The organism is Kribbella pratensis (assembly GCF_004366075.1).
Lineage (GTDB): Bacteria > Actinomycetota > Actinomycetes > Propionibacteriales > Kribbellaceae > Kribbella > Kribbella pratensis.
Genome location: NZ_SODU01000001.1, coordinates 1,135,820 through 1,159,802 on the forward strand (window position 1 = coordinate 1,135,820; position 23,983 = coordinate 1,159,802).

The 23,983-nt window shown below is 68.8% G+C and carries 22 protein-coding genes; 7 read left to right on the top strand and 15 right to left on the bottom strand.

The window, feature by feature from the left end; all coding sequences use genetic code 11:
* Nucleotides 1-122: 122 nt before the first annotated feature.
* Complete coding sequence (locus EV137_RS05480) at nt 123-1,391, top strand: vanadium-dependent haloperoxidase (protein WP_134126928.1); 1,269 nt, start codon at nt 123-125, stop codon at nt 1,389-1,391.
* Nucleotides 1,392-1,396: 5 nt separating this feature from the next.
* Here EV137_RS05480 and EV137_RS05485 read toward each other — a convergent pair whose 3' ends face one another.
* The 3 genes from EV137_RS05485 to EV137_RS05495 are packed head-to-tail and all read right to left on the bottom strand — an operon-like array spanning nt 1,397 to nt 4,005.
* Nucleotides 1,397-2,374 (bottom strand): DUF3500 domain-containing protein, encoded by a 978-nt coding sequence (locus EV137_RS05485; RefSeq protein WP_134126930.1) that lies wholly within the window; start codon nt 2,372-2,374, stop codon nt 1,397-1,399.
* A gap of 36 nt (nt 2,375-2,410) precedes the next feature.
* A complete protein-coding gene (locus tag EV137_RS05490) occupies nt 2,411-3,091 on the bottom strand; it encodes a histidine phosphatase family protein (protein ID WP_134126932.1) in 681 nt (226 codons plus the stop codon).
* A complete protein-coding gene (locus EV137_RS05495; RefSeq protein ID WP_202870817.1) occupies nt 3,082-4,005 on the bottom strand; it encodes a cobalamin biosynthesis protein in 924 nt (307 codons plus the stop codon). Before EV137_RS05495 ends, EV137_RS05490 begins: the two co-directional genes overlap by 10 nt.
* 44 nt (nt 4,006-4,049) lie before the next feature.
* Between EV137_RS05495 and EV137_RS05500 the strand changes: the two genes are divergently transcribed.
* From EV137_RS05500 to EV137_RS05510, 3 genes are read left to right on the top strand one after another with little or no spacing between them, the layout of a single operon-like run.
* On the top strand, nt 4,050-4,877 hold the full coding sequence (locus EV137_RS05500; RefSeq protein WP_134126934.1) for a serine hydrolase: 828 nt from the start codon (nt 4,050-4,052) through the stop codon (nt 4,875-4,877).
* Complete coding sequence (locus EV137_RS05505; protein WP_134126936.1) at nt 4,874-5,938, top strand: mandelate racemase/muconate lactonizing enzyme family protein; 1,065 nt, start codon at nt 4,874-4,876, stop codon at nt 5,936-5,938. Before EV137_RS05500 ends, EV137_RS05505 begins: the two co-directional genes overlap by 4 nt.
* Complete coding sequence (locus EV137_RS05510; protein ID WP_134126938.1) at nt 5,935-6,801, top strand: C40 family peptidase; 867 nt, start codon at nt 5,935-5,937, stop codon at nt 6,799-6,801. Before EV137_RS05505 ends, EV137_RS05510 begins: the two co-directional genes overlap by 4 nt.
* A 53-nt stretch (nt 6,802-6,854) precedes the next feature.
* On the opposite strand, the gene EV137_RS05515 is transcribed toward EV137_RS05510, so the two are convergent.
* From EV137_RS05515 to EV137_RS05565, 11 genes are all read right to left on the bottom strand, one after another.
* Nucleotides 6,855-7,886, bottom strand: a complete 1,032-nt coding sequence (locus EV137_RS05515) for a TerC family protein (RefSeq protein ID WP_133998111.1) — start codon at nt 7,884-7,886, stop codon at nt 6,855-6,857.
* 268 nt (nt 7,887-8,154) lie between these two features.
* Nucleotides 8,155-8,511: an MmcQ/YjbR family DNA-binding protein gene (locus tag EV137_RS05520; protein WP_133998114.1), complete on the bottom strand. Its 357-nt coding sequence runs from the start codon at nt 8,509-8,511 to the stop codon at nt 8,155-8,157.
* 14 nt (nt 8,512-8,525) lie between these two features.
* Nucleotides 8,526-8,894, bottom strand: a complete 369-nt coding sequence (locus tag EV137_RS05525) for a VOC family protein (protein WP_134126940.1) — start codon at nt 8,892-8,894, stop codon at nt 8,526-8,528.
* A gap of 12 nt (nt 8,895-8,906) precedes the next feature.
* Entirely contained in the window at nt 8,907-11,012 is a 2,106-nt protein-coding gene (gene uvrB, locus EV137_RS05530; RefSeq protein WP_133998121.1) for an excinuclease ABC subunit UvrB, read from the bottom strand.
* A 58-nt stretch (nt 11,013-11,070) separates the two neighbouring features.
* Complete coding sequence (locus EV137_RS05535) at nt 11,071-11,892, bottom strand: hypothetical protein (protein ID WP_134126942.1); 822 nt, start codon at nt 11,890-11,892, stop codon at nt 11,071-11,073.
* Between the two features lie 31 nt (nt 11,893-11,923).
* Nucleotides 11,924-12,856: a hypothetical protein gene (locus EV137_RS05540; protein ID WP_133998124.1), complete on the bottom strand. Its 933-nt coding sequence runs from the start codon at nt 12,854-12,856 to the stop codon at nt 11,924-11,926.
* Nucleotides 12,853-13,941, bottom strand: coding sequence for a PT domain-containing protein (locus EV137_RS05545; RefSeq protein WP_134126944.1), 1,089 nt, complete (start codon nt 13,939-13,941; stop codon nt 12,853-12,855). The genes EV137_RS05540 and EV137_RS05545 overlap by 4 nt, the downstream gene beginning before the upstream one ends.
* Entirely contained in the window at nt 13,938-15,074 is a 1,137-nt protein-coding gene (locus EV137_RS05550) for a PrsW family glutamic-type intramembrane protease (RefSeq protein WP_238175105.1), read from the bottom strand. The genes EV137_RS05545 and EV137_RS05550 overlap by 4 nt, the downstream gene beginning before the upstream one ends.
* A gap of 204 nt (nt 15,075-15,278) precedes the next feature.
* A complete protein-coding gene (coaE, locus tag EV137_RS05555) occupies nt 15,279-15,896 on the bottom strand; it encodes a dephospho-CoA kinase (protein WP_134126948.1) in 618 nt (205 codons plus the stop codon).
* Between the two features lie 111 nt (nt 15,897-16,007).
* Nucleotides 16,008-17,486, bottom strand: a complete 1,479-nt coding sequence (gene rpsA, locus EV137_RS05560) for a 30S ribosomal protein S1 (protein WP_133998133.1) — start codon at nt 17,484-17,486, stop codon at nt 16,008-16,010.
* Nucleotides 17,487-17,736: 250 nt separating this feature from the next.
* The gene (locus EV137_RS05565) at nt 17,737-18,621 is read right to left on the bottom strand and encodes a phosphotransferase family protein (RefSeq protein ID WP_134126950.1); all 885 of its coding nucleotides are present in this window, start codon (nt 18,619-18,621) and stop codon (nt 17,737-17,739) included.
* Between the two features lie 103 nt (nt 18,622-18,724).
* Here EV137_RS05565 and EV137_RS05570 point away from each other — a divergent pair, with 103 nt between their 5' ends.
* The 3 genes from EV137_RS05570 to EV137_RS05580 are packed head-to-tail and all read left to right on the top strand — an operon-like array spanning nt 18,725 to nt 21,360.
* Nucleotides 18,725-19,477: a MerR family transcriptional regulator gene (locus EV137_RS05570; protein ID WP_134126952.1), complete on the top strand. Its 753-nt coding sequence runs from the start codon at nt 18,725-18,727 to the stop codon at nt 19,475-19,477.
* A gap of 48 nt (nt 19,478-19,525) precedes the next feature.
* Nucleotides 19,526-20,326, top strand: a complete 801-nt coding sequence (locus EV137_RS05575; protein ID WP_134126954.1) for a class I SAM-dependent methyltransferase — start codon at nt 19,526-19,528, stop codon at nt 20,324-20,326.
* Entirely contained in the window at nt 20,323-21,360 is a 1,038-nt protein-coding gene (locus EV137_RS05580) for an acyltransferase family protein (RefSeq protein ID WP_134126956.1), read from the top strand. The genes EV137_RS05575 and EV137_RS05580 overlap by 4 nt, the downstream gene beginning before the upstream one ends.
* Here the strand turns inward: EV137_RS05580 and EV137_RS05585 are convergent.
* The gene (locus tag EV137_RS05585) at nt 21,267-23,960 is read right to left on the bottom strand and encodes an alpha-(1->3)-arabinofuranosyltransferase domain-containing protein (protein ID WP_166679783.1); all 2,694 of its coding nucleotides are present in this window, start codon (nt 23,958-23,960) and stop codon (nt 21,267-21,269) included. The genes EV137_RS05580 and EV137_RS05585 overlap by 94 nt on opposite strands.
* Between the last annotated feature and the right edge of the window lie 23 nt (nt 23,961-23,983).

Sequence of the window (23,983 nt, forward strand, 5' to 3'; positions counted from 1 at the left end):
GCTTGACCGCACTGGACCCCGGGTGTAGTCCGGGCAGAGAGGGCTTGAGCCGCTGACCCCCTCCAGCAGCGCACATCGTTGCTTCAGCGCAAGTCGTTCGACTTCGACTGAAGGAGACTCCTGTGCGCTTCAATCACACGCTTGCCACGTCCGTCGTCCTGGTCGCCGGACTCGCCGGCTCGGCCGTCACGGTTCCGGCCGACGCTTCGGCACACCACTCCGATCCGGCGGTCGTCACCACCTGGAACACGATTGCCACCCGCACCATCTTCACCGAGAACGCCACTCCGGTCCCGGTCTCCACGCTGTACTTCGGCTTCGTCTCGATCGCCGTGTACGACGCGGTGGTGGCGATCGAGGGGCGCTACCGGCCGTACCTGCGACAACCGTCGGTCCACGGCAGGGCGTCGACGGAAGCAGCGGCCGCCACTGCGGCGTACCGCGTCCTGAGCCATTACTTCCCCGCCTCCGCTTCGAATCTCGCGTCTGACTACGCCACCTCGCTCAGCGGCATCCCCGACGGTTCCGCGAAGAGTCGTGGGCAGCGAGTCGGCGAGGCCGCGGCGGCGTCGCTGATCGCGGCGCGGACGAACGACGGGCGTGGCGCGCCCATCACTCTCGATGTCACCCCTGCCCCGGGTGTGTGGCGTCCGACGCCGGAACTGTTCGCGCCGATGCTCGCTCCCTGGCTCGGCTTCGTGCGACCCCTCGCGCTGAAGTCGCCGACCCAGGTGCGGCTGCCCGGTCCCGACCCGATCACGTCGAAGGCCTACGCCCGTGACTTCGCCGAGGTGAAGGCGATGGGCGCCGCCGTGGGTTCGTCCCGCACCCCTGAGCAGACCCAGACCGCGCTGTTCTGGAACGCGCCCGTGCCCGTGCAGTACAACGCGGCGTTACGGGACCGAACGACGAGCAGCGGAATGGACATCGTCCGGACCGCGCGCGCCTTCGCGCTCCTCAACACCGGTACCGCCGACGCGGTGATCGGCTGCTGGCGGGCGAAATACGACTACGCGTACTGGCGTCCGATCACTGCGATCCGGCTGGCGGACACCGACGGGAATCCCGCGACCGCGGCCGATCCCAGCTGGAGCCCGCTGGTCGCGACACCGCCGTACCCGGAATATGTGAGCGGGCACGCCTGCCTCACCGGCGCCGCATCGGAGACGTTCAGCAGGCTCTTCGGAGCGCGCTCGATCGATATCGACGTCTCGTCCTCGGTCACCGGGACGAGCCGCCACTACGCCACCGCGGCGGCCCTGGACGCGGAAACCAAGAACGCCAGGATCTGGCTGGGGCTGCACTTCCGGCAGGCGATGGACGACGGCAACCGGCTCGGGCACCGCACCTCCACCTGGATCGCGACCCACGAGTTCCTGCCCGTGCACTGAACCAGTCAGCGGTGCATGGCGTAGTGGGCTGCCAGGAGGTCCATGCCCCAGTCGTTGCGCAGGTCTCGCCAGACCGAGTGGATGTGGTTGGCGTTGTCCTGGGTGTTGTCGTACTCGGCGAGGAAGGTGGGGCCGGCGATCGAGTAGTAGTGGCCGTGGCCGATGCCCCGCTGGGTCGCGCCGGCCCAGGCGAAGGTCAGGCGCTCGATCCCCTGCTCGGTGATGTCGTTCCACGTCTGCAACCCGATCGGCCCGGCGGCGCGGCCGACGTACTGACCGATGAGGAGGCTGAGGAGCTGGCGCTGGTCCTCGTTCATGTCGCCGTACGCCAGGCCGCGGTGCAGCAGCGACGGGTCGGCGACCGGGTCGTGGCGGGTCAGGATGTCGTCGGGCGCCGCGTCCGAGACGAGGGCGACTTCGAGCTGGGCCGGCTCGAGGGCGTGCAGGAGCTGGAAGCCGAGATCCTGTTCGGCCGCCAGGAACCGTCGCCCGGCGTGCGGCCCGGACAGGACCTCCGCGGGATTCGACCCGAAGAACTGCGGGGTGAACGAGATCGCACCGTCCACCAGAGTCACGTGCAGCGCCAGATGGTGACCGTTCAGCCGCCAGGCCCACGGCCCGGTCCCGGCGGGGTCGCCGAGCACGCGGAGGTAGTAGCGGTCGCCGACCGTCGACCCTTCCCATCCCCCGGTCTCCGCGACCTCCACCGGATCACTGAGATCGCGGACGATGATCTCGGCCGCCATCACGGCGCGGAAATCGGCCAGACCGCGCTTGCTGTAGACGAGTTCGAGCAGGCGGACGACGAGGGCCTCCTGCTCCGCCGACAGCTCGGTCAGCGGCAGGCCCGGAACAGCACCGGGCAGGTAGGTCCAGGTCTGGTGATCGGGGGTGTTGAACGGCGCCGAGATCTTGTTCAGCTGCTCCGGCGTCAGCGCGTCCAGCAGGTCCTGGGTTGCCGCGCGGATCTGGTCCACCACCATGCGATCACTCCCGTCGAGTAGCCCTCCCACAGGACCCTACAACCAGGCCGAGCGTTCGCGTTCCGTCGGTTGGTAGGCGGCCCACTGTTCGAACGGGCGGTCCAGCTTGTAGCGGAAGTCCGGTTGCCGGAGCAGAACGCGGGTTTCCGCATTGGCCGGGTTTCGCAGTGACTCGAAGAACCGCACCGACCAGTGGAACCAGCGCATGCAGAACAGCCGCATCGTGAGCCCGTGCGACACCAGCAGCACGTTGCGCGGCGCGTTCGGTTTCTCGAAGTCGCGGTGCATGGTCTCGAGGAACGTCGACACCCGGTCGTACACATCCGAACCGGACTCACCGTGCGTGAACCGGTAGAAGAAGTGCCCGAACGAGTCGCGCAACTGCTCCTGCCGCTCGATGTCCTCCGTGTCCTGGAGGTTGGCCCAGTCCTGCTCCCGAAGCCGCGGCTCCTCCCGCGGTACGCCGATCAAGTCGTCCAGCCCGAGCGAGTCCAGCGTCTGCCGCGCCCGCAGGTACGGCGACACGTACACGCGGACCGGCTCGTTCTCGAACAGCTCCCGAAGCTCCCGCCCCGCCTTGCCCGCCTGCTCGTGTCCCAGGGCCGTCAGCGGAACCGCGTGGTCGGGAGTGCGTTCGTAGATCGTCTTGTCCAGGTTCGCCTCGGACTCGCCGTGCCGGATCAACGCGATCCGCATCGGACGATGCGTCAACTCCATCGCTTCCCCTTCCCCCCGATCGCTGCGGCCAGTACCGCCGCTGCCGTCCCGACCCACCGTGCGAGTGCCGCCGTACGCCGGACATCGGCGACCGTCGGCGCCGGACCGTCGCCCAGCGTGCCGCGATCCTCCGCGTAGGTCCCGTAGCTGTTCGTCCCACCGAGCGTCAGCCCGAGCGCCCCAGCGAACGCCGCCTCGACCGGCCCGGCGTTCGGGCTCGGATGCTTCGGCGCATCCCGCCGCCAGACGCGCGTCGTCTCCTGCACCCGACCCGCCACGAGGCCGGTCAGCAGCGCGCACACCCGCGCCGGCAACAGGTTCAGTACGTCGTCCAACCGCGCAGACGCCCACCCGAAGTTCAGGTACTTCGGTGACTTGTAGCCGACCATCGCGTCCAGCGTGTTCGCGGCGCGATACCCGAGCAGACCGGGCACGCCGAGGACCCCGCCCCAGAGCAGTGGCGCGACGCATGCGTCCGATGTGTTCTCGGCGAGCGACTCGACCGTCGCCCGGGCCAGCTCGTCGGCCTCGAGGTCGGTCGCGTCGCGAGCGCACAGGTGGCTCAGCCGGTCACGCGCCGCCGGGATGTCCTTCTCCTCCAGCAAGGCGGCCATCGTTTCGGCCTCGCGGTCGAGGCTGCGGGCGCCGAGAACGGCCCACGTGGCGGCGGCAGTGACTGCGGCGTGCAGGATCGGATGCCGACGGGTGAGCCGCTCGGCCGCGAGGCCCAGAACCGTCGCGCCTCCGACGAGAACCGCGGTGTGGACAGTGCCGTTGACGCGCGAATCGGCGTACAGGTGCTTCTCGAGGCGGGCAGCGGTCTGGCCGAAGCCGGCGACCGGGTGGAAGCGGCGGGGGTCGCCGACGAGCCGGTCGGCCGCGAAGCCGATAAGAAGACCGATTGCCCGTGACACCCTCGGCAGTCTGCCAGGTCCGAGGCTGTGATTGGGTGAGCGGCATGGGAATCGCGGAGCTGCTGCGGCAGGTCGACGGGGCCGGTGAGTTCGGGGTCTGGCTGGGCCGGTTGGACGGTACGCCGGTGTTCGTGCGCGAGGCGGAGCGCGCGCACTACTCCGCGAGCACGATGAAGCTGCCGGTGGCGATGGCGATGATGCGCAAGGTCGAGGCGGGTGAGCTGGCGATCTTCCAGCCGGTGGCCGTGCACAACGACTTCGAGTCCGCGGCCGGTGGCCGGTTCGGCGTGAACCCGGCGGAGGACGAGGCACCGAAGACCTGGGAGCAGCTGGGCAAGAAGGTGCCGCTCAACTGGTTGGCGACCGAGATGATCACCCGGTCCAGCAACCTGGCGACCGACCTGGTGCTCGAGCAGGTCGGGATCGCGGCCGCCCACGCCGCCCTGGCCGAGTCGACCTTGCCCAGCTCGCCCGCGCCGGAGTCCAGGATCCAGCGCGGGATCGACGACGTCCCCGCCGCCCGCGCCGGGATCAGCAACCTGATGAGCCCGGCCGGCCTGGCCGGGGTCCTCGTTGCGGTAGGCAACCAGCAGGGCGAGCACGGCGAATACCTGCGCGAACTGCTGGCGTCCAACCGGTGGAACGGCGAGATCCCCGCGCTGCTGCCGAAGGGGACGCGCGTCGAGCACAAGAACGGCTGGGACAGCCGGATCCGGCACGACGGCGGCATCGTTCGCCCGAAGGACGCCGACCCGTTCGTGCTCGTCGTGTGTACGACGTCCGAGCTGCCGGACACCGAGGCACAGCAACTGATCGCGTCGATCGCACTCGAGGCCTGGAACCACCGGCACAACCTGGAGGCAGTGCGGTGAAACTCACCACCCACCTGGTCTCGGCACCGCTGCACACCCCGTTCGTCACCGCACTGCGGACGGCGACCCACGTCGAGTCGCTCCTGGTCGAGGTGAGCGACGGCGAGCACAGCGGCTGGGGCGAGGCGCCGCAGGTCTGGAAGGTGACCGGAGACTCGCTCGCCGGCTCGCAGGCCTGTATCGAAGGCCCGATCACCACTGCGCTCGACGGGCTCGGCCCGGACGATCTCACCGAGGCGCTGCGTCGCGTGCAGGGCGCGGCGGTCGGCAACTTCGGGGCGAAGGACGCCGTCGACGTCGCGCTGCACGACCTCGCGGCGCGGCGGCGCGGGCTGACGCTGCACGGGTTCCTCGGGTCGACGACCGACGTGGTCCGGACGGACGTGACGCTGTCGGTCGGCGACGCGGACGCGCTGGCCGATGCCGGGAAGGCCCGGGTCGCGGACGGGTTCGACGTACTCAAGATCAAGGTCGGCACCGACGCGGCCGGCGACATCGAGCGCGTCCGCCGGGTCCGGGACGCGATCGGCCCCGCGCCGCGGCTGCGCCTGGACGCCAACCAGGGCTGGACGCGGCGTGACGCCGTCACGGTGATTCGCGCCCTCGAGGACGCCGGCTGCGCGACCGAACTCGTCGAGCAGCCGGTCGCCGCAGCCGACCTCGACGGCATGGCCTGGGTGACCGATCGGGTCAGTACGCCGATCCTCGCCGACGAGTCCGTGTACGGCGTCCGCGACCTGGTGGCGGTGATCCGGCACGGCGCGGCCGACCTGGTGAACGTGAAGCTCGCGAAGTGCGGCGGGCTGGCGCCGGCGCGGACGCTCCTCGAACTCGCCCGCGAGCACGGCCTCGGCGCGATCGTCGGCTGCATGATGGAGAGCCACGTCGGCGTCGGCGCGGCGGCCGCACTGGTCTCGGCGTACCCGACGACGGCGGTCAACGACCTGGATGCCGCCTGGTGGCTCCGCGAGGCGCCCGTGACCGGCGGGATCCGGTACGACGGCTCGCTGATCCACCTGCCTTCTGCTCCGGGACTGGGCGTGACAGGCTTGACCGTATGAAGTTAGCCGCCGCCAAGGTCCCGATCAGTACCGTCTGGACGTCACCGGACGCGCCGCGTGACATCGACGCCCCGGCCACCGCCGCACAGCCCGACGTGGCCGCGTGGGCCAAGTCGATGGACACCGAGACCCGGCTCGGCCTGCACGGCCGGACCCTGACCCAACTGCTGTTCGCCGAGCCCGTCTTGGTGCGCTCGGAGCGGGACGGCTGGTCCGAGGTCCTCGCGCCATGGCAGCCGTCGTCCCAGGACGAGCTCGGGTACCCGGGCTGGGTTCCGTCGAGTCACCTCGGCGAGCTGCCGCAGAGCGCGTCGGACCCGGTCGCAATCGCCGTACCGACGGCCTCCTTGCTTGCCGAGCCTGATGGCCGGCCGATATCGGAGCTGTCGTTCGGGACGGTGCTGGCCTCCGACGAGCACGCCGACGGGTACACGCGGGTGGCGACACCCGACGGCGGCTCGGGCTGGCTTGCGGACGCCGCACTGCGGTCCGTGTCCGAGCCGTCCGATGCCGACGAGCGGTTGCGCCTCGGCGAGCAGTTCCTCGGGCTGGAGTACCTGTGGGGCGGTACGTCGGCGTACGGGCTGGACTGTTCCGGGCTGATCCACGCCGTCAGCCGGGTGCTCGGGCTGCGGACGCCGCGCGATGCGCACGACCAGGCGGACACGCTGCCGAACATTCCGATCGACGACGCGCGGCCGGGTGACCTGTACTTCTTCGCGCGACCCGGGAAAGAGGTGCACCACGTCGGCTTCGTGTCCCCGGCGGGGATGCTGCACGCGTCCGAGACCGGCAAGCGCCTGGAGAACGAGGCACTCACCGACGACCGCCGGGCGACGCTGGTCACTGCGGCGCGCTTCTGACACACGCAATCGCCCCGGACCGCGACTGTGCGGTCCGGGGCGATCTGCTGTGCTCAGGACTCCTTGTGGTGCAGCTCCGGCTCCGAGGGCTCGACCTTGTCGGCCGGCTCCTCCGCCTGCATCGTGCGGGACTTGTGCAGGCTGAGGATCGTGGTGATGCCCAGGGTCACGATGATGAAGCCGAGCGAGAACCAGATCGGGATCTCCGGCGCCCAGTCGATGTGGTGACCGCCGTTGATGAACGGCAGTTCGTTCACATGCATCGCGTGCAGCACCAGCTTCACGCCGATGAACGCGAGCACCACCGACAGGCCGAGCGACAGGTACACCAGGCGGCGGAGCAGGTCACCGAGCAGGAAGTACAGCTGCCGCAGACCCATCAGCGCGAACACGTTCGCGGCGAAGACCAGGAACGGCTCCTGGGTAAGACCGTAGATCGCCGGGATCGAGTCGAGCGCGAACAGCAGGTCGGTGGTGCCGAGCGCGATGATCACGATCGCCATCGGGGTGACGAACCGCCGGCCGTTCTTCTTCAGCGTCAGCTTCACGCCGTTGTACTCGTCGGTGGCGTTCAGCCGCCGCTTCGCGAACCGGATGACCGCGTTCTCCTTGAAGTCCTCGTCGTCGTTCTCGCCCTGCTTGGCGAGATGGATCGCGGTGTAGACCAGGAACGCGCCGAAGATGTAGAAGACCCACGAGAACTGGTTGATCGCGGCCGCGCCGACCGCGATGAAGATGCCGCGGAAAACCAGCGCCAGGATGATGCCGACCAGCAGCGCGGTCTGCTGGTACTTCCTCGGTACGCCGAACCTGGACATGATGATCAAGAAGATGAACAGGTTGTCGACGCTCAGGCTGTACTCGGTGAGCCAGCCGGCGAAGAACTCCCCGGCGTACTGCCCGCCGGAGAACCACCAGACCCCGAGGCCGAAGACAACCGCGAGACCGACGTAGAACGCGATCGCGGTGGCCGATTCGCGGGTGCTCGGCTCGTGCGGGCGGCGGCCGATGACGAAGACGTCGAAGGCCAGCAGCGCCAGCAGCAGGCCGACGGTGATGTACCAGACATAGTCAGCTACGTGCACAGAATCCTCCGGAGCTCAGATGAAAAATCGACTCCGAAGGTCTCTTCCGCGTCACACTGCGTTACATCGTGTGACACCGAGGGCACCGGGTCCAGGACGAGCCCTGACCGTGATGACGATGCCGCCGCAAAAGGAATACTCCCCTTCTCGAGGACCATTCTGACGGCTTGACGTCCAAGACTCCAAATCCAGGACGCCGTGTCCGCCTGTCGAAATCATCACAGGCCCGTCAGGGAATAGTCGCAGCCCGTAACCTATTGGCCGCCGATCAATCGCCGGCCGTCGGTCGTTGCCGCTTCGGCAGCTTCGCCACCACGGTCTCGTACGACGCGTCGATCAGCTCCAGCACCTCGTCGTCCGGCACCGCTCCCCCGAGCCGCACCGTGTTCCACCCGGCGCGCCCGATGTACGCCATCTTGCCGACGTCGGCCGGGTAGGTGTCCACCAACTCGTCGGCCTCCTCGCGGTTCGCACCGCACTTCAGCCCGACCGCACCGCCCCCGAGAAACGCAAAGATCTTCGGCCCCACCTTCGCGACCGCATCCCCGTCCCACGGCTCATCCTGCCAAGCCCCCGCCTTCCCCAGGCAGTACTCGAGCACCTCGTCGTCGCCAAGCCGCGCCATCTCGTTCCTCCGGGTCAGCTGTGCGAGACGACTTCGACGTTGTTGCCGTCCGGATCACGCAGGAACACCGCGTAGTAGCCCGGGTGGTACTCCGGCCACTCCTTCGGCTCGTGCAGCACCTCTGCCCCCAGCTCCACGGCGGCCCGATGGACGGTGCCGACCGTCGCACGGTCCGGCGCCGTGAACGCCACGTGGATCTCTCGCTGGACCCCGCCGGTGGTCTGCCGGCCGAGCCAGAACTTCGGTACGCCGTCCCGTCCGGCCAGCCCGAGAACGTCTCCGAAGTCCAAGGTCACCGCGATCCCGAGCGGGCCGAGCGTCTGCTCGTAGAACCGCCGGCTGGCGTCGAGGTCATCGCACTGCAGCGACAGATGGTCGAACACGGACTCTCCTGGCTACTTCGCGCCGGCGTTGGTCATCTGGCGGAGCTCCTTCTTCAGTTCGGAGATCTCGTCGCGGTAGCGGGCGGCGACCTCGAACTGGAGCTCGGCGGCGGCGTTGTGCATCTGGTCGGTCAGCTGCTGGATCAGGTCGGCCAGGTCGGACGACGGGAGACCGCCGGCCAGTTCCTTCGCCTTCTCGCCGGCCTTCGCCTTACCTCCGCCGGGGACCGGCGCCTTGCCGCGCGACTGGGTGCGGCCGGAGCCGAGCAGTTCGGCGGTGTCCGCGTCCTCGCGGGCCAGCATGTCGGTGATGTCGGCGATCTTCTTCCGCAGCGGCTGCGGGTCGACCCCGTGCTCCTCGTTGTACGCGATCTGTTTCGCGCGCCGCCGGTTGGTCTCGTCGATCGCCTGCTCCATCGACGGGGTGATCTTGTCCGCGTACATGAACACCTGACCGGACACGTTCCGGGCGGCGCGGCCGATCGTCTGGATCAGCGAACGGCCCGACCGCAGGAAGCCTTCCTTGTCGGCGTCCAGGATCGCGACCAGCGACACCTCGGGCAGGTCCAGACCCTCACGGAGCAGGTTGATACCGACGAGAACGTCGTACTCCCCCATCCGCAGCTCGCGCAGCAGCTCGACCCGGCGGAGCGTGTCGACCTCGCTGTGCAGGTACCTGGTCCGGATCCCCATCTCCAGCAGGTAGTCGGTCAGGTCCTCGGACATCTTCTTGGTGAGCGTGGTGACCAGGACCCGCTCGTCGCGCTCGACCCGGAGCCGGATCTCGTGGATCAGGTCGTCGATCTGGCCCTTGGTCGGCTTCACGATCACCTCGGGGTCGACCAGACCGGTCGGCCGGATGAGCTGCTCGACGTACCCGTCGGACTTGTCCTGCTCGTACTGCCCCGGGGTCGCGGACAGGTACACGGTCTGGCCGATCCGCTCCAGGAACTCCTCCCAGCGCAGCGGCCGGTTGTCCATCGCCGACGGCAGCCGGAAGCCGTGTTCGACCAGGGTCCGCTTCCGGGACATGTCCCCCTCGTACATCCCGCCGATCTGCGGGACGGTCACGTGCGACTCGTCGATGACCAGCACGAAGTCCTCGGGGAAGTAGTCCAGCAGGCAGTGCGGCGCCGTACCGGGCTCGCGCCCGTCGGTGTGCCGGGAGTAGTTCTCGATCCCGGAGCACGTCCCGATCTGCCGCATCATCTCGATGTCGTACGTCGTACGCATCCGCAGCCGCTGCGCCTCCAGCAGCTGCCCGCCGCGCTCGAGCTCGGCGAGCCGCTCCTCCAGCTCGGCCTCGATCGAGGTGATCGCGCGCTCCATCCGCTCCGGCGCGGTCACGTAGTGCGTGGCGGCGCCGATGTAGACCTCGTCCTCCTCGCTGATCACCTCGCCGGTCAGCGGATGCAGCGTCATCACCCGCTCGATCTCGTCACCGAAGAACTCCACCCGGACGGCGAGTTCCTGGTACACCGGGAAGACCTCGAGCGTGTCGCCGCGGACCCGGAACGTGCCGCGGGTCCCGGCCAGGTCGTTGCGCGCGTACTGCACGCCGACCAGCTTGCGGAGCAGGCCGTCGCGGTCCATCTCGGTGCCGACCTTCACGTGGATCATGCGGTTCAGGTACTCGTCGGCGGAGCCCAGGCCGTAGATACAGGAGACGGTCGCCACCACGATCACGTCGCGGCGGGTGAGCAGCGACCACGTCGCGGAGTGCCGCAGCCGCTCGACCTCCTCGTTGATCGAGGAGTCCTTCTCGATGTAGGTGTCCGTCTGCGGGACGTACGCCTCGGGCTGGTAGTAGTCGTAGTACGACACGAAGTACTCGACGGCGTTGGCGGGGAAGAACTGCCGCAACTCGTTCGCGAACTGGGCGGCGAGCGTCTTGTTCGGCTGCAGGATCAGCATCGGGCGCTGGATCTTCTCGGCCAGCCAGGCGATCGTCGCGGTCTTACCTGTACCGGTGGCGCCCAGCAGCACCACGTCCTGCTCGCCGGCGTTGATCCGCCGCTCGAGGTCCGCGATCGCGGCCGGCTGGTCACCGGCCGGCTCGAAGTCGGACACCACTTTCAGCGGCGCGACCATACGCTGGAGATCCGAGACCTGTCTCATGCCCTCCACCGTACGGTCCCGCGCCGACAGTTTCTAAAAGTCCCAGGTCAGGACGCTGTCAGAAGCTTTTTATGACGCTGTTGTTCATGTAGATGAGCTCGTTCACGCGGCGGGCGTAGACGCGGGTCTCGAGGGCCGCGTCGGTGGCGGTGGTGCGGTCGAACTGGTCCTGGTAGGCGGTGACGAAGCCCTGCATCGCGACCTTCCTGCCGTTCTTCGCGACCCAGGCGCCGGTGTAGGTGACCGCGTAGCAGGCCTTGATGTTCGGGTTCGCCGGCTTGCAGGCGGTGCCCTTGCCGATCCGGACGCCCTCCATACCGTTCGACTCGACGTCGACCAGGTGCTCGGCGAAGCCCTTCGCGTCGTACAGCTCGGTCTGACGGACCCAGTAGTACCCGTCGATCAGCCCGCGCGCGTTGAACTGCTGCAGGATGTAGTTCTTCCCGCTCCTGGACTTGTCCCAGTCCGGCAGCCAGCCCTTGGACGGCGTGAACCAGATCCCCCAGCCGACCTCGACCCCGACGTCGTTCGGCCCCTTGGAGTCGTTCGGGGTCGGCGTCGGCGACGGCGTGTACATGGTGCGGCCCGTCGGCTCCGGCGACGACTGCGTGGTCGGCTCGTCGTCCTTGCCGTTCACCATCAGCACGACGCCGACCGCGACCAGCAGCACCGCCACGATCGCGCCCGCCATGATGATCCACGGCGTCCGGTTCGGCTTCGGCGGACGGCTCGGCCGGCCCGGACCGGGGCCCCAGCCACCGACGCCAACGCCTTGTCCTGCGGGCGGTCCCTGCTGTCCCTGCACCTGCGGCCCGGTGCCCCAGCCGCCGGGAGCGGGTGCCGGCGGCGGGCCCGGCGGCGGACCGTACTGCTGACTCATAGTTGTTCCTCGCGGTAGTTCTGGGGATCCGTCACAGACTGTCGATCACGGACTTCTTCATGATCGCGGCGTCGGCCTCTGCCTTCGGGGCGAAGTCGGCCATGGTCCGGAAGTCCAGCGCGGTGACGACGTTGTCCTTGCGCCGGTACACCTCGACGGAGCCCTTGACCTTCGACTCCGTGCCGTCGGCAGCCTTGAAGCTGGAGGTGTAATCGATCGCGACGCACTCCACCAGGACGTCCTTCGGGCACGGCAGGTTCCGTACGTTGCCGAGCTGCGCGATTTCCTTGTCGACCTCGCCCTCGACGATGCCGAGCAGGTACGCGTTCGCGGTGACCTTCTCCTTCTGGCGCACCCACAGGAACGCCCGCGCGTCGGCGTTCGGGCCCGGCTTCGTCCCCGGCGGGTAGATCGCGACCTGCTTGCCGCGCTTCTCCCAGGTGACCTCGACCCAGCCCTGAGCCGGGACGATCGAGACGCCGAACCCGACCGGCAGCGCGTTCGGCGGCGGCTGGTACGACGATGCCGGCGCGGTCGGCGTACCGGCAGACGGACTCGGCGACCGGCCCGGGTCTGCCTTCTTGTCACCGCCGGACAGCGCCACCAGCACGACCGCGACGAGCGCGACCACGAGCAGGCCGGCGCCGATCGGGATCAGCAGCGGCGGGACGGAGAAGCGCTTCTTCTCCGGCGGCGGACGGCGCAACGCGGGCGGGCCGACCTTGTCGCCCCACGCCGACGAGGTCTGCGTCGCCGGGCCAGGCCCGGCACCGGACCCCGGGCCGGGTCCAGGACCCGGTCCGGGCGCACCGCCGCCGCCCCACGGCGACGGCGGTGGAGTCACCTCGAGATCCCACGGCGACGGCGGGAGCTGGTCCTCCGCCTCGTCGGTCTCGTCCGGGTCCGGTCCGGTCTGGTTGACCCAGGGATTACCGCCGGTCCCCTTGTCTCGCTTTCCGCTCACTGACTCTGCAGCACCGACTTCAACATGGCCGTGGTGTCCGGGTCGAGCGTCGAGAGCTTGTCCTTGCGCCCGTACGCCCTGGCGACGGTGAACACGCCGTCCTCCCGCTCCACGACCGCGACGAACCCGACGACCGCGAGGCTGCCGCTCTGGCTGCTCTGCATGCCGGAGTACGACTGGGTGAGCAGGACCTTGACCGGGGTCTTGTCGTCCGGACCCGGTGTCGTCGTCTTGACCTCGTTGGTCTTGACCGAGGACAGGCTCTTGGTGTCGGTCTTGAGGACCTGCGGCAGCAGCGCCGCTGCGCTGGTACCCGTCACCTTCGCGGCCTGGACCATGAAGACGCCCTCGCCCTGCTTGACCAGGACGACGCCCTTGAATCCGTCGACGCTCTTGCGGATGTACCCCGTCCGCGGCTTCACATAGACGCCTTCGGCAACCTCGATGCCCTCGTCGCCGCCGTTCGGTTCCGTGGTCGGCTCCGTGGTCGGCGAGCCGGTGGGCTCAGACGTCGGCTCACCGGTGGGCTCGCCCGTCGGTTCCTCGGTCGGCTGTGAGGTCGGCGCCGAGGTCGGGGTCGGTGTCGGGTCGGCCTGTTCGTCGTCGCCGCCCTTGAAGACCAGGGCGAGTACGACGCCGATGATCGCCACGACCGCGAACGCACCGCCGGCGATCATCAGGGTCTTGCCGCTGCCGCCACCACCACGGCGCGGAGGCTGCTGACCCCACTGCTGCTGGCCGCCGTATGGGGGCTGCTGTCCGGGGAAGCCCGGCTGCTGGCCGGGATACCCCTGCTGCTGACCCGGGTAGCCCTGCTGGGGCTGCTGGTACTGCTGCTGCCCAGGGAACGTCGGCTGCTGAGGGTACGGCGCCTGCTGACCGTACCCAGGCTGCTGCGGCTGCCCGTAACCAGGCTGCTGACCCGGCTGACCCGGCTGACCTGGCTGCTGACCTGGCTGACCCGGCTGGCCTGGTTGCTGGCCGTACCCGGGCTGCTGCCCGTAGCCCGGCTGCTGTCCGTAGCCAGGCTGCTGACCGGGCTGCTGCCCCGGCTGGCCACCGTAGGGCGGCTGCTGGTTGCTCATGCTTGCGTCTCCCCAGTCGTCGCTTCGTACCCACTGGCGCCCGCCCCGGCTGTCACCCCGCGGGCGGACTTCGGCACGGATCGCACCGAGTTGCCGCACGCCGAGCAGAAGTCCGAGTGCGGGAGCAGCGGCATCTCACAGCGCGAGCAGAACGCCAGCTCGCCGGACGCGTGGTTGGAGCCACCCCGGGCGGCCGACTCCAGCGCAGCCTCCAGGAGGCCCTTGTGGAGCACGGTCCGGACCCGGATGATCAGCGCGCCGAGCAGCAAGAGGCCCCAGACGACGCCGAGGATCGCACCGACGGTCGAGCCGCGACCGCCGACGAAGCCGAGCAGGTAGATGCCGCCCTGGAACAGCGCGTTCACCACCATCGCCTGCAGCAGGCCACCCACCCAGCGCGGGGTGAAACCGTCGTACTTCTCGCCCAGGCCGGAGAACTCCGCGCCCGCGAGACCGGTCGCCGAGCCGTACACCAGCGGCTTGATGAAGCCGTGCAGCACGACGATCGAGATCCAGGTCCCGGCACTGCTGCCCGGACCGGCGAAGCCGCCGCTGATCCAGCCCCAGTGCAGCACCAGCGTCTCGAAGCACGCGTAGCCGACACCGGCGACCACACCGAACGTGAAGCCGTCCATCAGGTCGTCGTACCGCGGCCGCGACGCGAGGTAGAGCGGGCCGATCTGCCGGATCAGCTCCGACACGACCGGCACCAGGAGGAGCACGATCAGCAGGTCCCGTAAGGACGGGCCGGAGCGGTTCTCGCCGATCGTGGCGATCGACAGCCCCACCTTGTCCGACCAGATCCAGGTGAAGAGCGCCGCGAGTACGCCGGTCAGCACGAAGGCCGCGGCGACCACAGGGATCGGCTCGTCCTCCCAGAGGTTCACGTCGTACAGGTAGATGATGTAGACGATCGGGATCGCGAACGCCGCGATCATGATCGCCACCGGCAGCGCGCCGAGCGCGGCCGTCACCACGGTCAGCAGCAGGGCGATGCCGAGCGCGACCTTGTAGGTGTACGGCTGCTTGCCGGACCCCTGCGGCATGATCGTCGAGACCAGTTTGAACGAGGCCACGGCCTCATCGGGCCTGGCGGCGTACGCGTTCTTCCGCTCGGAGTCCCCGGTGCGCATGTCGTTGCCACAGTGATGGCAGAAGTGCGACACCTCGGGGACGTCAGAGCTGCAGCGCGGGCAAACCACGCCAACCTCCCAACGTCGGACGTTCGGACCGGCGCGGGATGCGCCGATCGTGTCCGGCCCTGGAACACACCTCGGGCCGAACCGGGACAGATTCTCGTACAGCCGGTCCCGGATGCATCATTTCCCGCGCAAGGGTCACCTTTTCGTGTCCGGACCGTGGCCTTGGCGGTGTACGAGTGTGGCCCACACCTCGTCCAGGCGGCGATCCAGGTCGGCCAGGCTGCCGGAGTTGCCGACCACCACGTCCGCGGCAGCGAGCCGGTCGTCCCGCGACGCCTGGCTGGCGATCCGCTGTTTCGCTTCCTCGACAGTCATTCCACGCTGCGCGGTCAGCCGCTGTACCTGGACCTCCACCGGCACATCGACGACCAACACCAGGTCGAACCGGTCCGCCTGACCGGTCTCGACCAGCAGCGGGATGTCGTGCACCACGATCGCGTCCGCCGCCGCACCGGCCTCGATCTCGGCCGCCCGCGCCCGGACCCGGGGATGAATGATCGCCTCCAGCTTCCGCCGCGCGGTCTCGTCGCCGAACACGATCTTCCCGAGCGCCGGCCGGTCCAGCTCACCATCGGCCGTCAGTACGGCGGCACCGAACGCCTCGACGACCTCCGCGAGACCGTCGGTCCCGCGCGCGATCACTTCCCGCGCGAGCACGTCGGAGTCGATCACCACGGCACCCCGCTCGGCCAGCCGCGACGACACCGCGCTCTTCCCGGCACCGATCCCGCCAGTCAGTCCCACTCTCAGCACCGTCGCAGCCTACCGAGCCGGTTCGGCCGGCGGGTGAGCCGTCCGGGCCGAAACGACAAGACCCCCGCACCCGGTGAGGGTGCGAGGGTCTTGAGTGGTACTGCTACCGGATCAGCCCTGGCCGGTCAGCTTCTCGCGAAGCGCCTGCAGTGCCTCGTCGGAAGCGAGCGCACCCTCGACGGGAGCGTCGTCCTTCGGGGCAGCCGCGGAGGAGTACGTCGATGCCTCGCCGGCCTCGACGTCCGCCGTCTTGGCGTCCTCGATCTGCTTCTTGTGGGCCTCCCAGCGCGTGTGGGCCTCGGCGTACTGCCGCTCCCACTCCTCGCGCTGCGCGTCGAAGCCCTCGAGCCACTCGCCCGTCTCCGGGTCGAAGCCCTCCGGGTAGATGTAGTTGCCCTGGTCGTCGTACGTCGCCGTCATGCCGTAGAGCGTCGGGTCGAAGTCGTCCGAGACCGGGTCCAGACCCTCGTTGGCCTGCTTCAGCGACAACGAGATCCGGCGACGCTCGAGATCGATGTCGATGATCTTGACCATCGTGTCGTCGTTGACCTGGACGACCTGCTCCGGGATCTCGACGTGCCGCTCGGCCAGCTCGGAGATGTGCACCAGACCCTCGATGCCCTCCTCCACGCGGACGAACGCACCGAACGGAACCAGCTTGGTGACCTTGCCGGGCACGATCTGGCCCATCTGGTGGGTCCGGGCGAACTGCTGCCACGGGTCTTCCTGGGTCGCCTTCAGCGACAGCGAGACGCGCTCGCGGTCCATGTCGACGTCCAGCACCTCGACCGTGACCTCCTGGCCGACCTCGACGACCTCGGTCGGGTGGTCGATGTGCTTCCAGGACAGCTCCGAGACGTGCACCAGACCGTCGACGCCGCCGAGGTCCACGAACGCACCGAAGTTGACGATCGAGGAGACGACACCCTTGCGGATCTGGCCCTTCTGCAGCTGGGTGAGGAAGTTCATCCGCACCTCGGACTGCGTCTGCTCCAGCCACGCCCGGCGGGACAGGACCACGTTGTTGCGGTTCTTGTCCAGCTCGATGATCTTGGCCTCGATCTCCTGGCCGACGTACGGCTGGAGGTCGCGGACCCGGCGCATCTCGACGAGCGAGGCCGGCAGGAAGCCGCGGAGGCCGATGTCCAGGATGAGTCCACCCTTGACGACCTCGATGACGGTGCCGGTGACGACGCCGTCCTCTTCCTTGATCTTCTCGATCGTGCCCCACGCCTTCTCGTACTGAGCGCGCTTCTTGGACAGGATCAGACGGCCTTCCTTGTCCTCCTTCTGGAGAACCAGGGCCTCGACGTGGTCGCCGACGTTGACGACCTCGTTCGGGTCGACGTCGTGCTTGATCGACAGCTCACGGGAGGGGATGACGCCTTCGGTCTTGTAACCGATGTCGAGGAGAACCTCGTCCCGGTCGACCTTGACGATGGTCCCTTCAACGATGTCGCCGTCGTTGAAGTACTTGATGGTCTGATCGATCGCGGCGAGGAAGTCTGCCTCCGACCCGATGTCATTGACCGCTACCTGCGGGGTGGTGCGCACTGCGGGGTCGAGAGGTGCCTCGATGCTGGCCGTCATGTGGTGGGTTGCTCCGTGGACTGGTGGTGTTGTGCGGTCGCGTCATGAACCGTTGGATCGCATCAAACCGCTGGATTGCCTGAAGAGCACAGATTCACCACCGACTGCTGCGAGCACGAGCCTGCTCCGTCCGAGGTCGCGCGGGCCCATAGCGCATCTCACAGAATACCGGTCTTGACGAAGACAGCACAACCTGGGGCACCCGGTGCCGACCGGCCGCCCGCCGAGGTCTCCCGACGTGCCACTGATCTCAATGTACGACGTCCAGGTCCGGACGGCCCCCGGCGAGGGTGCCGGTGTCCGCCATTCGGGAGACCAGACGGTGCGCGGCCGCCGCGACCTCGTGCTCGGCGGCCCGCTGCGCGAGGTCCAGCAGCGCCCACAGATCGGCCGCCCGGCCGAGGTCCACCAGCCGCTCCCCCAGCTCCGTTCCCCGGAGCGCGTCCAGCACTGCCCCGGCCAGGATCCGGTCCTCCGAGAAGCGGAGCAGGTTGCCGAGATCGGCGTACGGCGAACCCGCGTGCGCGAACTCCCAGTCGATCAGCCCGGTGATCCGCACCGTCCCGGGGTCGACCAGCAGGTTCTTCGGGTTGAAGTCGCTGTGCACGAGGCAGACCCGGTGCACGCCGTCCGCCAGCACGTCCTCCGCCTCGTCGATCACCGCCGCGAAGCCCTCCCGCTGCCGGTCGTCGAACCCGAGCCGGAGGCCCGCGACGTACTCCGCCAGGTCGCCGAACCCGAACGGCTCGACCGTCAGCTCACCGCCCCGGAACATCCCGGACCGCAGGAACGGCATCCCGCTCAGCCGCGCCAGCAACTCCCCCAGTTGCGTCCCGACCCGCCGCCGCTGCTCGTCCGTCGCCGACTCGAGGAAGACCTGCAGGTTGATCCCCGGCAGCCGCTCGGTCAGCAGGTACGGCGGATCCTCGAAGGACCCGTCGCGCTTCAGGTCCAGGACCCGCGGCACCGGCAGCAGTCCGCGCACCAGTTCGAGCAGCGAGGCGTCGACGGCGGCCCGCTCCGGGTCGCGCGCGTAGAACTTGATGACGGCGTCCTCGTCGCCGGCGCTCACCGCGAACGTCTGCCCGCCGTACCCACCGGTCAGCGGAACGGCGCTGGCCGCGAAATCACTCATGTCTCCGCATCCTGCCGCATCCCCTCGACAAATCGGCTTGAAGTTGACGTAGCGGCAACATCTACCGTCGGGGATGTCGACGGAGAACGAAAGGAGCAGCCCGATGGCGTGGTCGATCGCGGAGGTCGCCCGGTCCTCCGGTGTCACCTCACGCACGCTCCGGCACTACCACTCCATCGGCCTGCTGGTGCCGGCCCGGGTCGCTCCCAACGGCCGGCGGTACTACGAGCAGGAGCAACTGTTGCGGTTGCAGCAGATCCTCCTGCTGCGGGACCTCGGGCTGAGTCTGGACGTGGTCGGCGAGGTGATCGCGCACCGCGACGAGCAGGACGCGATCGAGGTGCTCGCCAAGCACAAGGAGTGGCTGGTCAAGGAGCAACTGCGCCTGGGCCGGCTGGTGCAGACCGTCGACGCCACCATCGACAACCTGAAGAGAGGAGGAGAGATGTCACCGGAGAACGTCTTCGAAGGATTCGAGCACAACCCGTACGAGGCCGAGGCGCGTGAGCGCTGGGGCGACGAGGCCGTGGACGCGAGCTACGAGCGGATGCGCGGCTGGACCGAAGCGGACGCCGAGAAGGCCCGGACGGCTTACCCCAAGGTCCACCAAGGGCTGGCCGCGCTGAAGGCGGAAGGAGTCGCAGTGACCGACCTGAGTGTGCAGGAGCTGATCCAGCTGCACTACGAGGTCACCAGTCTGTTCTGGACGCCGACACGTGAGGCGTACAAGGGACTCGGGCAGATGTACGTCGACGACGAGCGGTTCCGGCAGAACATCGGCAACGGCGACGACGCACTGGTCGAGTACCTGCGCGACGCCATGACCGTGTACGCCGACAGCAAGCTGGACGACTGATCCAGGACCTCGGAGGCTGCAGACTCCGGGGTCCCCTAGGCTGAGCCGGTGGTGGAGCCTAGGAGGGTTGAGCTGACGGAAGCTCAGACGTCACGTGCCAGCCGGACGTATTGGGACGGAGCCGCCGCGGAGTACCTGGCAGAGCACGGTGACTTCCTCGGTGACGACAGGTTCGTCTGGTGTCCGGAAGGCGTCGACGAGGAGGCGGCCCAGTTGCTCGGGCCGGTGCGCGGCAAGCGGATCCTCGAGGTCGGCTGCGGTGCGGCGCAGTGCTCGCGCTGGCTGGCCGGCCAAGGCGCCGACGTGGTTGCTTTCGACATCTCGCTCGAGCAGCTCCGGATCGCTCACGAACTCGACGTACGCACGGGCACGGCGGTCCGAACGGTGGCCGCTGACGCTGTCGCACTCCCGTACCGCGACAGCACCTTCGACATCGTCTGCTCCGCCTTTGGAGCGCTCCCGTTCGTGGCCGACGCCGGTACGGCGTTCCGCGAGATCGCACGCGTTCTGAAACCCGCAGGCCTTCTGGTCTTCTCGGTGACGCACCCGTTCCGCTGGACGATGCCGGACGACCCGTCGGCCGCCGGTCTGCGGATCACGCACTCTTACTTCGACCGGACGCCGTACGTCGAGGTCGACGCGTCCGGTACGCCGGTCTACGCGGAGCACCACCGCACGACCGGCGACTGGATCCGCGAGCTGACCGGCGCCGGGTTCGTCGTCGACGACCTGCTCGAACCGGAATGGCCGGCCGGGCACCAGCTCGTCTGGGGTGGCTGGGGACCCGAGCGCGGCCCGCTCGTCCCCGGCACAGCCATCTGGACCGCCCACAAAGGACAGTTCGCATGACCCGATTCCCCGCAGTCGACGGACTGCGAGTGATTGCTGCGCTCGCAGTCGTGGTGTCTCAGGTCGGCCTGCACACCCATGCGCCGTTCGCCGGGGTCGTGTCCCGGCTGGACGTCGGCTGGGCGATCTTCTGCGCGGTGTCCGGGTTCCTGCTCTACAGGCCGCACGTACTGGCGTGGTTCTCCGGCACCCTGCCACCGCTCACCCTCCCGTACTTGCGCAGCCGCGCACTACGCATCCTCCCGGCACTGCTGGTCGCCGTCGTGCTGTCGATCGTCCTCGTCCCACACCCGGCGACCACGTACCTCCGCTGGGCCGTACTGACGCCCCTCCCGTTCTACCTGCTCCTTCCCGGTCTGGGGCGGCTGCTGACCGGGTACGAGCGTCCCACCCGCCGCAGTGTCCGGTGGCGGCTCCTTGTCCTGGTCGCGCTGACAGCACTCGGACCGGTGTGGATGGCCGCGGTCATGGCAACCGGTCATCCCGGGGCAGGGCTCTGGCTGCCCGGGTACCTCGGCTGGTTCGCCGTCGGCATGGGTATGGCGCTCTGGCAGGTCGCCCGCGCCACAGGTCGGCTCGGCGCGTCAACACTCGACACGCTGACCAGAGTCCCCGGCACGCTCTGGGGAATCGCCGCAGCACTCCTGCTGATCGCCGCAACTCCCATCGCCGGACCGTACGACCACACCACCCCCACAGCGGCACAGGCCCTCATCAAAAGTCTGCTCTACACAGTCGTCGTCGCCTGTGTGCTCTTCCCGGTCCTGACGCCCACAGCCGGGACGGTCCGCGTCCTAGGCAGTCGACCGGCGCAGCGCGCCGCACAGCTGTCGTACGGCGTTGTGGCGTACCAGTTCGTCGTACTAGGCCTGCTCGACGGGCCGTTCGCCGTACAACTTCCCCTAACGCTGCTGGCCTCTGTCGTCCTGGCCGCAATCAGCTACCGCCTGGTCGAACGTCCTATCGTGAAGAACGCGGCGGTGGCCAAGATCGAGAGCAAGGCGACCAGTCCGAGCAGCAGCCCGGCGCGGTAGGCCCTGTCCGGCATGAAACTTGCCGTGACCACCTGCTCCGGTCCGGCCGGCAGTATCCAGCCCTGCTGCCAGCCGCCAATTCGGATCGGCGTGAGCTTCTGGCCGCTGCCGTCGTACGCCTCCCAGCCCTCGTTGTAGGTCTGCGCGACTGCCAGCACGGACTGCGCGTCAGCACCAGGCACCTCGACCGTCAGCTCGGTCGGGTTCGGACGCCACACGTCCACACCCTGCACCGGCGTCACGGACACGTCCCCGAACCCTGCTTTCGCCAGCGTGGTTTCGATCGGCACCAGGCCACCGTTCGCCTGCACCTCCACCTTGTGGAGCCCGGACCGCAACGGGATGGTCGACATCTGGCCGCACAGGCTGAACGCCACCTGTCGCCGCTGCAGCAGGTCCCGCATGGTCGCCGCGACCTGCGTCCGCGCCGGTACGCCGTCGACGCGGACCGTCGGCCCGTTGCCGCAGTACGCCGGAACGCGACGCTGCGGAGCGACCGCCTTGCGCAGCTCGTCCGCACCGAGTACCTCGATCTCGGTCACGCCGACCGGACTGGTCTGCGCGTCCTGCAGCGGCTTCGTCGCGGTGAAGTCGATCCTGACGGTCCGCACGTGCCTCGTCGCGAACCGGACATACCCGTCGGCGTCGACCATGGCGGGGATCGACGCGCCGTCGTCGAAGTGCAGCTTGACCTCTGCCGGCCGCGAACCGTTCAGATACGCCCGGAACCGCAGCCCGCGCACGTCCCTTGCTGCGGGCAACTTCAGGGTCAGGCTCGGCGTCGGGTCGTCCGGTGCGGCCGTCCAGCCCGTGCCGAGATCACGATCAACCGCGGCATCCGGCCGTCCTTCCGGCGCAGCGACCGCCCGCGACGATGCAGTGGCGGTGATCGCTCCCGGCACCGACAGCAGCCGTTCGAGCGCCTCGCCGTCCTGCGGCAGAGCCGTCCCGCGCAGCTGGTACGTCGCGGCCTGCGGCAGCCGCACGCCGCGGGACAGGCCGTTCGGTTCGGCAGAGTCCTTGGCTTGGTCCTCGCTGCACAGTGCCCGTGCCCCGACGTGCAGACAAGCGGACCGGCCGATCTGCGTGTTCCGCAGTACCACGGCACTCGGCTGCTGCTCTGTCTGCTGCCCTGTCTGCTGTGTCTGCTGATCAGTCGCGATCAACGGCAGCCCGTCCAGCTTGCCGTCGGCGTCTGCGCGCAGTACTGCGGCCCCCTGCCCACCGAGCGCGGTCACCACGGTCGGTACGTCGTCAGCAGTACCACCGACCGCTACGAGCCGCGACCGCGGGATCAGCCGCCCCGGCATGGTCGCCCCGACGTCGTAGATTTCCACGCTCGGGTACGGCAGCCGGGACCGCCCAGGCGGGCCGAAGTACGCCACGCGTCCGATGCCGGCGTCGGCCAGGCTCTCGTGGATCGCCAGCGACGGCGTGTCTTCCGGTACGTCGTTGCGCACGACGACGTACCGGACGCCGTCGCGGGTCAGCTCCTGCCGCAGCGCCGGGTCACCGACGCCGGAGTCGATACGGCTGCGCATATCGTTGGTGAGTGCAGCCAGTTGGCGGTTCACCAGGGCGGCGAGCAGTTCGCTGGAGCCTGACAGCACCAGCACGCTGCCAGGCGTGGTCTGCTCGTCCAACCAACTGGCCGCGTCCTCCCAGTGCTGCGGGATCGCAGCGAACGCCCCATCCGGTCGGATGAGCACCACAGGCAGGGCGGCGGCAACAGCCAGACAGGTGACCAGAACAGGTACTACGCGGCGGTGGATGCCTCGTGAGACGGACAGGTTGGTCAAGCGACGCAGGTAGTGCGCGGCGGCCAGTGCGAGCGGCACTGCGGCGGCCGCAGCAGCAACCGGTACCCAGCGCGGGCTTTGCGGCGCGACGCCGTACCGGAGGAGCATCAGCAGTGGCACCAGCCACCAGATCGACGCTGCGACGACGAAACCCAGCCACGCGGCAGTCAGCTTCACTCTGGCGCGCGCCACGAGCCAGACGGCCGGTACGACGAGGGTCGCGGCGCCGGCCACCGGGTTGGCGCCGCCGATCAGCGCGAACGCGACAGCCGACCAGCTGACCCGCCACCAGCCGGAGCGGGCACCTGGTGAGACAAGTGGCAGTAGTACCCACGGGGCCATGGCCAGCGGCCACACCTCGATGGCGAGTCCGCCGAACGCCAGTGGCATCACGGCGTACAGCAGTGCGACGGCGAGCCGTGTCCAAGCCACGCCGTACTGCAGGACGTTGCAGAGCTTCCAGATACCGAGGAACGCGACACACAGGGCCAGCGACCACCACAGGCGCTGCGTGATCCAGTCCGGCACCGACAGCGTGTCCAGCAACCAGTGGAACGGACCCATCGGAAACAGGTAACCGTAGGCGTCACTCTGCAGCTGCCCGAACCCGGTGTGCGGATCCCACAGGTGCAGTGCGCGCGACAGAAAACCGCCCGGCCCGGCCGTCAGCTCGAGCCGGCGATCCGGAACGATCTCGCCGGGAGCACGCTGAAAGCACAGGGCGATCAGAGCAAGGCATCCCAGGACGAGCCGTGCCCGCCAGACGACCTGCTCCGAACTACCAGCCTTCAGCCTCCTCACCGGCGGGACATTAACGGATCCGG